The following is a 7,900-nucleotide window of genomic DNA, read 5'->3' on the forward strand; positions in this document are numbered from 1 at the left end:
CTCCCCCACCACCGCGCCAGCTTGGCCGGGTCGGTGAGGTAGGCCCACACCCGCTCCGGCGGGGCGTCGATGCGGACGGTCTGCTCGATCATTCGCTCTCCACCGCTTCCTTGAGCCGGCCCAGCTGCGCCGACCACATCCGCTCGATGAACCCGGCCGCGTCGGCCAGGCCGGCCGGGCGCAGCGCGTAGAGCCGTCGGTTGCCGTCGCGGCGCACCGCCACCAGCCCGGCGTCGGCCAGCACTCTGAGGTGCTGGGAGACGGCCGGGCGGCTCATGCCGGGGAACCGGGCGGCGATGTCGCCGGCGCTGCGCTCGTCATCGCGCACCAACTCCATGATCGCCCGCCGGGTCGGGTCCGCGACCGCCCGCAGTGCGTCGTCCACTGTTCTTTCCGGCCCTCCGGTGTCATAGTCTGTGTAAGAAGTTGCTTACACAGCGTAGTCCCTTGGAGAGCGATCATGAAGGAACTGGACGCACTGGTCGGGGCGTGGCGCTCCAGCGGCGAGACCGTCGGCCACCCCGTCGTGCGGATCGAGGGCAGCGACATCTACGAGTGGCTGCCCGGCGAGCACTTCCTGCTGCACCACGTCGACGTCACGCTGGACGGGCGGCGCTACCGGGCGCTGGAGGTGTTCGAGGGCGACGTCGCCCGCTCCTACGACAGCGACGGCGCCACCGGCACGATGGCCGTCGGCCTGTCCGAGCCGGGAGTGGTGACGCTGACCGGGCCGGACACGCGGGCCCGGCTGGTCGTCGAGGCGGACCGGATGGCGGCGCGCTGGGAACGGCTGGCCGACGGTCAGTGGCGGCACTGGATGGACATGCGGTTCACGCGGGAGACTTCGCCGCGCTCCCCCGCAGCAGCCACGCCATGAGGACGCCGGCCAGCGCACCGAACAGGTGGCCCTGCCACGAGATGCCCGGCTGGCCGGGCAGCACGCCGACGACGATGCCGCCGTACATCAGCACCACGATCACCGCGACGACGACGGCCATCGCGCGCCGGCTGAACACCCCCCACGCGACGAGGAACGCGGCGTAGCCGTAGACCAGCCCGCTGGCGCCGATGTGGACCGAGTTCGGCGACGCCACCAGCCACGTCGCCAGCCCGCCGACCAGCGCCACGCCGATCGTCACCGGCCAGAACCGCCGCGTCGTCAGGGCGATGAGGCAGCCGAGCACCAGGAACGCGCCGGTGTTGGCGATGAGGTGACCGAAGCCGCCGTGCAGGAACGGCGCGGTCGCGATGCCCACCAGCCCTTCGGCGTCCTGCGGCCGGATGCCGTACTGGTCGAGGTCGACCCCCGGCAGCGCGTCGACGATCTCCTCGGCCCACATGAGCAGCACGAGGACGAAGACCGGGAGGGTCGCCGTCAGGGCCGGCGGGACGGAGCGGCGCGGCGTGACCTGGCCCGAGGACGACATGCCGCCAGTCTATGCGGGGTGCCTAGAACGGCAGCGCGGCGCGAACCTGCTCGGCGTGCCCGTTGGCGCCCTCGTGCCAGGTGCAGCCGAGGCCGACGGCGGCGACCCGGCCGGTGTCGAGGACGCGGCGCATGGCCTGCCCGACCTCGTCGGCCGACGGCCCGCCCGGCGTCGGGAACAGCAGGTCGGGCAGCTCCGCGCCGTCGACCACGTCGAGGTCGATGTGCAGGTAGACCGGCCCGTCGGGGACGGCGGCGGTGTCGAGCTCGGCGGCGAAGACGTGCCGGATGTCCGACGCGGTCAGGTAGTCGCGCTCCGGCGGGTCCAGGTCACGGCCGTCGACCAGCACGATGCGGTCCTCGGGCACCGGCGCCATCCCGAGCCGGTCGGCCAGCAACTCCGGCCGGTAGCCGGCCAGCAGCCGCAGCGGGATGCCGCCCAGGTAGCCCGACGTCGTCGTCTCCAGCGTCTGCACGTCCCCGTGCGCGTCGAACCACACGACCGACGGCGGCCCGCCGATCGCCCGCTGCACCCCGGCGACGATCGCCTGCGACACCATGCAGTCGCCCGACATCACCAGCGGCGCGCCCCCGTCCCGGACGTCGGCCGCCACCGCCTCGGCGACGTCGGCATACAGCGGCGTGACCCGCTCCCACAGGTCGCCGCCGCCCAGCTCCCGGGTCACCGTCAGGTCCGGCTCGTACGGCACCTCCAGCCCCGGCCGGTGCTCGTCGAGGTGGTAAGGAACGAGGATCCGCGTCATCCCGCGATTGTGTCATCGGCACAGCGAGCGGCCCCGTCCCGGAGTGACCGGGGCGGGGCCGAGCGCGCGCTGGAGCGCCGTCAGTCGAGGTAGTCGCGCAGGACCTGGGACCGGGACGGGTGGCGCAGCTTGGACATGGTCTTGGACTCGATCTGCCGGATCCGCTCCCGGGTCACCCCGTAGACCTTGCCGATCTCGTCCAGCGTCTTCGGCTGGCCGTCGGTGAGGCCGAACCGCATCGACACCACACCGGCCTCGCGCTCGGACAGCGTGTCGAGCACCGCGTGCAACTGCTCCTGCAGCAGCGTGAACGAGACCGCCTCGGCCGGGACGATGGCCTCGGAGTCCTCGATCAGGTCGCCGAACTCGCTGTCGCCGTCCTCGCCGAGCGGGGTGTGCAGCGAGATGGGCTCGCGGCCGTACTTCTGGACCTCGACCACCTTCTCCGGGGTCATGTCCAGCTCGGTGGCCAGCTCCTCCGGAGTGGGCTCGCGGCCGAGGTCCTGCAGCATCTGCCGCTGTACCCGGGCCAGCTTGTTGATGACCTCGACCATGTGCACCGGGATGCGGATGGTGCGGGCCTGGTCGGCCATGGCGCGCGTGATGGCCTGCCGGATCCACCAGGTGGCGTAGGTGGAGAACTTGAAGCCCTTGGTGTAGTCGAACTTCTCGACCGCGCGGATGAGACCGAGGTTGCCCTCCTGGATGAGGTCCAGGAACAGCATGCCGCGGCCGGTGTAGCGCTTGGCCAGCGAGACGACGAGGCGGAGGTTGGCCTCGAGCAGGTGGTTCTTGGCCCGGCGGCCGTCCTCGGCGATCCACTCCAGCTCGTTGCGGAGCTTCGCCGGCATGTCGCTCTGCTCGGCCAGCTTCTCCTCGGCGAACAGGCCGGCCTCGATGCGCTTGGCGAGCTCGACCTCCTCGCCGGCGTTGAGCAGCGGGACCTTGCCGATCTGCTTGAGGTAGTCCTTGACCGGGTCGGCGGTGGCGCCGGCGACGGCGACCTGCTGCTCGGGCTCGTCGGTGTCGTCGTCCTCGGAGAGGATGAAGCCCTCGTCCTCGATCTTGGCCTCCTCGGCGGCGAGATCGCCGAGGTCGGGCTCGCCGTCCGGACCGACGCCGCCGGCCTCCTTGGCCGGTGCGGTCTCGCCCGGCTTGACGGCCTTCTTGCGGCCCCGGCCCTTCGGCGCCGCCGCGGCGGACTCCTCAGCAAGGCCGGCCTCGGCCGTGTCATGGACGTCGGCCTTCGCCTTCTTCACCGCCGTTTTCACAGATCCCTCGCCTTTCCTGGCCGCCGGCTCGGTCTTGTTGGCTGCCGCGGTCGCCACCGCCGTGGAACGGGTGGACGTCGCCGCGGCGACACGCTTGCGCGGACTCCGCGAGTCCGCTGCCGCTACCTCGACGGTAATACCGGTCGACTTCAAATGCTCGACGACGAACCGGCTCTCTTTCATCGCCAGGTTGGCCGCACCGCACGCGACCCGGACGTCCTCGGCGGTGACCGAGCCCGACTTCCGTCCCTGGGTCACGAGCGCCTGGACCGGCGGCAGCTCCAGGATCCGGGCGTTCTTGGTGCTGGACGAGCTCGACGACACGTACGACCTCTCGAAGTCTTGGTTAAGGGGCAGCGCTGTACACGAGGTGGCGACGGCAACACAACATTGTGGCACAGGGCACGGGTCCCGTTCATCCCGAAACTCCGCTACCCACGCCGATGTCTCACCGCCCGGCCCACCGTAGCGCGAGAATCGTCTGATCGTCGGCGGCGCCGTCGATCTGCATGCGCCGGACGACGGCGTCCAGGAGCTGCTCCAGCGGCGCGCCACGCTGTTCCTCCAGGCAGCGCAGCAGCTGGGCGAAGCCCTCCTCCAGCGACCGCACCCGGCTCTCGATCAGCCCGTCGGTGAACGCGATCAGCACGTCGCCGGGCCACAGCCGCACCGACTGGGTGGACCGCGGCTCGGTGACGCCGATCGGCGTGGTGCCGGCGCCGGCGTCGACGAGCTCGACGGCGCCCAGCTCGGGGATCCGGATCAGCGGCAGATGGCCCGCGTCGCCGACGCGCACGGTCCCGTTGACCGGGTCGACCAGGGCATACACGACGGTGACCATCTCGACGGCGTCGTCGCGCTCGACCAGCCGGTCCAGGCCGCCGAGCACCGACGCCGGGTCCGGGTCGGTGAGCGCCAGCGCCCGCAGCGCCGCCCGCATCTGGCCCATGGCGCTGGCCGCGGTGACGCCGTGGCCCATGACGTCGCCGACCACGAGGGCCAGCTCGCCGTCGGGCATGACCAGCGCGTCGTACCAGTCGCCTCCGACGGAGTGCTCGCCCACGTCGGTGCGCGAGCGGGCGGCCAGCTCGATGCCGGCGACCGTCGGCAGGCGGCGCGGCAGCAGCCCCTGGCTCAGCGACGCGGCCGCCGTCCGCTCCCGTTCGAACAGCCGGGCCCGGGCGAAGGCCAGCGAGCACTGCTGGGCGACGGCGCGCAGGAACCGGCACTGGTCGGAGTCGAACGCCTGCTCGGTGGCGAAGGAGAACCGGACGACGCCGACGCAGCCGTCCTCGCCGGCCAGCGGCAGCACCGCCCAGGCCCGCTCGTCGGTACGGTCGAGGAAGTCGCCGAACGCGCGGTCGCCGGGCGCGGCGGCGCGGGCGCGGTCGCGGCTCCCGAGGAACATCGGCCAGCCGCTTCGCAGCACCTCGTCGGTCGGGGTGACGGCGCCGTGCGGCCAGATCGCGACCTTCTCGCCGTCGCCGAACCCGGTGGTGACGGGGTACGGCCGGGCGTTCGGGCCGATCAGCGTGACGGCGGTCCGGTACGCCTGCACGTTGCGCCGGCCGATCGCGGCGACGCCGTCGGCGACCTCGCGCACCGTCACCGCCCGCGACAGCACGTCGGACACGTCCAGCAGCCGCGCGTTGCGGGCACGGCTGCGCCGCAGCGACGAGATGGCCCGCTGGTGCGACGTGTCGTCGACGACGAACATGGCGACCTCGCGGCCGCGGCCCTCGTCGACCAGGTACCAGGACGAGTGCAGGTGGTAGGTGTCGGTGCGCCCGGAGACGGCCGGCTCCTCGGCCTCGACGGACTCCCCGGTGCGCAGCACCCGCTCGATCATCTCGTCGGTGTGCGCGGCCAGCTCAGGCGGCAGCACGTCGGCGGGCGTTCGCCCGAGGTGGTCGGCGATCCCCTTGCCGGACCGCTCCGCCAGGGCGGCGTTGATGGCCAGGTACCGGTGCTCCTCGTCGAAGACCGCGAACCCCACGGGCGCGTCGACGCCGGCCAGAGCGCCCAGCAGGCGCTGGGCGTCAGCGGGGCGCATCGCTGCTAGGCCTTCGCCGCACGCTTGATCTCCCGCTTCGTCGCCCGCACCTGCAGCAGCGTGTCGGCGTCGACGACGTCGGCCACCGACCGGGTGGCGCCCTCGGCGCCGTAGTCACCGGCCGCCTCGCGCCAGCCGTCGGGCCGCACGCCGATCTGCTTGCCCAGCAGCGCCACCATGATCTTGGCCTTCTGCTCGCCGAACCCGGGCAGCGCCTTGAGCCGTTTCAGCAGCTCCGCGCCGGTGGCGGCGTCGGACCAGAGGTTCGCCGCGTCGTTGGCGTAGTGCTCGGCGACGTACGCGGCCAGCTTCTGCACCCGCCCGGCCATCGAACCGGGAAAACGGTGCACGGCCGGGGTGCGGGAGAAGATCTCGGCGAACGCCTCCGGGTCGTAGGCGGCGACCGCGGCCGGGTCGAGGTGGTCGGCGCCCATCCGCTCGGCGATGACCGCCGGACCCGAGAACGCCTTCTCCATCGGCACCTGCTGGTCCAACAGCATGCCGGTGAGCAGCGAGAACGGGTCACGCGCCAGCAGCGCGTCGGCGGCCGGGTCGCCGGCCAGGTGGAGCGTCGTCACGGTTGCCGAACCTCTCTCAGTCCACGTCCTCGGCCTTGACGGCCAGCACCGGGCAGGGTGCGTCCAACAGGATACGCTGGGCGTTGCTGCCCAAGATCAACTTTCCGACCGGGCTGCGGCGGCGCAGGCCGATGACGATGAAGTCGGCAGTGTTCTCCTCCGCGACGGCGATGAGGTCCTCGGCGACGTCCATGCCGCGTACCAGCTGGCGGACCTCCGCCTCGATGCCGGCGTCCTTCAGCTGCTGGCTGACGGTGGCCAGCTCGGCGTCCGCGCGGACGGCGTCGTCGTCGTCGAAGTCCCGGCCACCACGGGCCGAGTTGACGACGATCAGCCTGGCTCCGCGCAGCCGCGCCTCCTCGGCGGCCCGGCGCAGCGCCGCCCGGCCCTCGGCCTTGGGGACGTAACCCACCACGATCGCGGTCATCGGAACCTTCTCTCACTCCGGCGTGAACTCCGGTCGCGGCGCAACCGTACCGCAGCCGTAGGCGCCGAGCAGGGCCTGGCGTGCGACGATCGGGACATGCGCGTCCTCCATCTCGACCTGGACGCATTCTTCGCCTCCGTCGAGCAGCGCGACAAGCCGTCGTTGCGGGGCAAACCGGTCATCGTGGGCGGGCTCGGGCCGCGCGGCGTCGTGTCGACGGCGTCCTACGAGGCGCGCGTGTTCGGCGTCCGGTCGGCGATGTCGATGAGCGAGGCCCGGTCGCGCTGCCCGAACGCGGCCTACCTGTCCGGCCGGTTCGGTGTCTACCGGGCGGTCAGCGCGGTGGTGATGGCGCGGCTACGGGAGCTGTCGCCGGTGGTCGAGCCGCTGTCGCTGGACGAGGCGTTCGTCGACCTCGCCGGCGGCCCCGGCGGGGTGCCCACCTCCGTCGGCGAGGCGAGGGCGCTGGCGCAGCGGCTGCGATCGACGATCGTCGATGAGACCGGGGTGACGGCGTCGGTCGGCGTCGCCGGGTCCAAGCTGATGGCCAAGATCGCGTCCGAGCAGGCCAAACCGGACGGGCTGGTGGTCGTCGCGCCGGGGACCGAGCTCGACCTGCTGCACCCGCTGCCGATCCGCGCGCTGCCCGGCGTCGGCCCGGCGACGGCGGCCCGGCTGACGCGGTTCGGCGTCAAGACCGTCGGTGACCTCGCCCGCATCACCGAGCCGGACCTGATCGACCTGCTCGGCGAGTCGCACGGCCGCTCGGTGCACCGGCTGTCGCTGGCGCAGGACTCCCGCCCGGTCAGCGCGGACCGCGAGTCCAAGTCCGTCAGCGTCGAGGACACCTTCGACCGCGACCTCACCGACCCGTCGCTGCTGGCCGCGATCGTCGCCCGGCTGGCCGAGCGGGTGGCGGCGCGGCTGGTCAAGGCCGGCTACTCGGGGCGGACGATCACGCTGAAGACGCGGCTGCACGACTTCACCACGCTGTCCCGCTCGGCGACGCTGCCGGCGCCGACCGACGACGTGAAGGTGCTGTCGCGGGTGGCCATCCGGCTGCTGGCCGACGTCGAGACCGCCGGCGGGGTGCGGCTGCTCGGCGTCGGCGTGTCGGGGCTGTCGGACTGGGTGCAGGACGACCTCTTCGCCACCGACGGCGCCGCGCCGGCGGCCGAGGAGGAGCCCGAGCCCGCCGGCGTCGAGGAGGCCCTCCACGAGCGCCCCGGCTGGTCCCCCGGCATGGACGTCGTGCATGCGGTGCACGGTCCCGGCTGGGTGTGGGGGTCCGGACGCGGCCGGGTCACCGTCCGCTTCGAGACGGCGGACACCCCGCCCGGCCCCGTCCGCACCTTCGCCGCCGACGACCCCGACCTCGCCC

At 72.7% G+C, this 7,900-nt stretch carries 10 protein-coding genes; 2 read left to right on the plus strand and 8 right to left on the minus strand.

What is annotated here, in order from left to right:
* Both C1I92_RS35725 and C1I92_RS32145 read right to left on the minus strand, forming a co-directional pair.
* Positions 1-92, minus strand: a 92-nt coding sequence (locus tag C1I92_RS35725) for an SRPBCC family protein (protein ID WP_199521808.1), incomplete at its 3' end; no start/stop codon positions are given.
* Complete coding sequence (locus tag C1I92_RS32145) at positions 89-385, minus strand: ArsR/SmtB family transcription factor (protein ID WP_111258702.1); 297 nt, start codon at positions 383-385, stop codon at positions 89-91. The genes C1I92_RS32145 and C1I92_RS35725, both read right to left, overlap by 4 nt.
* A gap of 75 nt (positions 386-460) precedes the next feature.
* Between C1I92_RS32145 and C1I92_RS32150 the strand changes: the two genes are divergently transcribed.
* Positions 461-877 carry a hypothetical protein gene (locus C1I92_RS32150; protein ID WP_111258703.1) on the plus strand — a complete coding sequence of 139 codons (417 nt, stop codon included), beginning with the start codon at positions 461-463 and terminating at the stop codon, positions 875-877.
* On the opposite strand, the gene C1I92_RS32155 is transcribed toward C1I92_RS32150, so the two are convergent.
* The 6 genes from C1I92_RS32155 to C1I92_RS32180 all read right to left on the minus strand — a co-directional run bounded on the left by C1I92_RS32155 (position 831) and on the right by C1I92_RS32180 (position 6,519).
* Positions 831-1,427 carry a rhomboid family intramembrane serine protease gene (locus C1I92_RS32155; protein WP_111258704.1) on the minus strand — a complete coding sequence of 199 codons (597 nt, stop codon included), beginning with the start codon at positions 1,425-1,427 and terminating at the stop codon, positions 831-833. The two genes, C1I92_RS32150 and C1I92_RS32155, sit on opposite strands and share 47 nt — an antisense overlap.
* Positions 1,428-1,449: 22 nt before the next feature.
* On the minus strand, positions 1,450-2,190 hold the full coding sequence (locus tag C1I92_RS32160) for an arginase family protein (RefSeq protein WP_111258705.1): 741 nt from the start codon (positions 2,188-2,190) through the stop codon (positions 1,450-1,452).
* 80 nt (positions 2,191-2,270) lie between these two features.
* Positions 2,271-3,785 carry an RNA polymerase sigma factor gene (locus C1I92_RS34690; protein ID WP_111258706.1) on the minus strand — a complete coding sequence of 505 codons (1,515 nt, stop codon included), beginning with the start codon at positions 3,783-3,785 and terminating at the stop codon, positions 2,271-2,273.
* Between the two features lie 124 nt (positions 3,786-3,909).
* Positions 3,910-5,514, minus strand: coding sequence for a SpoIIE family protein phosphatase (locus tag C1I92_RS32170; RefSeq protein WP_111258707.1), 1,605 nt, complete (start codon positions 5,512-5,514; stop codon positions 3,910-3,912).
* A gap of 5 nt (positions 5,515-5,519) precedes the next feature.
* On the minus strand, positions 5,520-6,092 hold the full coding sequence (locus C1I92_RS32175) for an HhH-GPD-type base excision DNA repair protein (protein ID WP_111258708.1): 573 nt from the start codon (positions 6,090-6,092) through the stop codon (positions 5,520-5,522).
* Between the two features lie 16 nt (positions 6,093-6,108).
* Positions 6,109-6,519, minus strand: a complete 411-nt coding sequence (locus C1I92_RS32180; RefSeq protein ID WP_111258709.1) for a universal stress protein — start codon at positions 6,517-6,519, stop codon at positions 6,109-6,111.
* A 96-nt stretch (positions 6,520-6,615) separates the two neighbouring features.
* Here C1I92_RS32180 and C1I92_RS32185 point away from each other — a divergent pair.
* A partial coding sequence (locus C1I92_RS32185; protein ID WP_111258710.1) for a DNA polymerase IV occupies positions 6,616-7,900 on the plus strand: 1,285 nt, incomplete at its 3' end.

It is taken from the genome of Jiangella anatolica (assembly GCF_003236295.1).
GTDB lineage: Bacteria > Actinomycetota > Actinomycetes > Jiangellales > Jiangellaceae > Jiangella > Jiangella anatolica.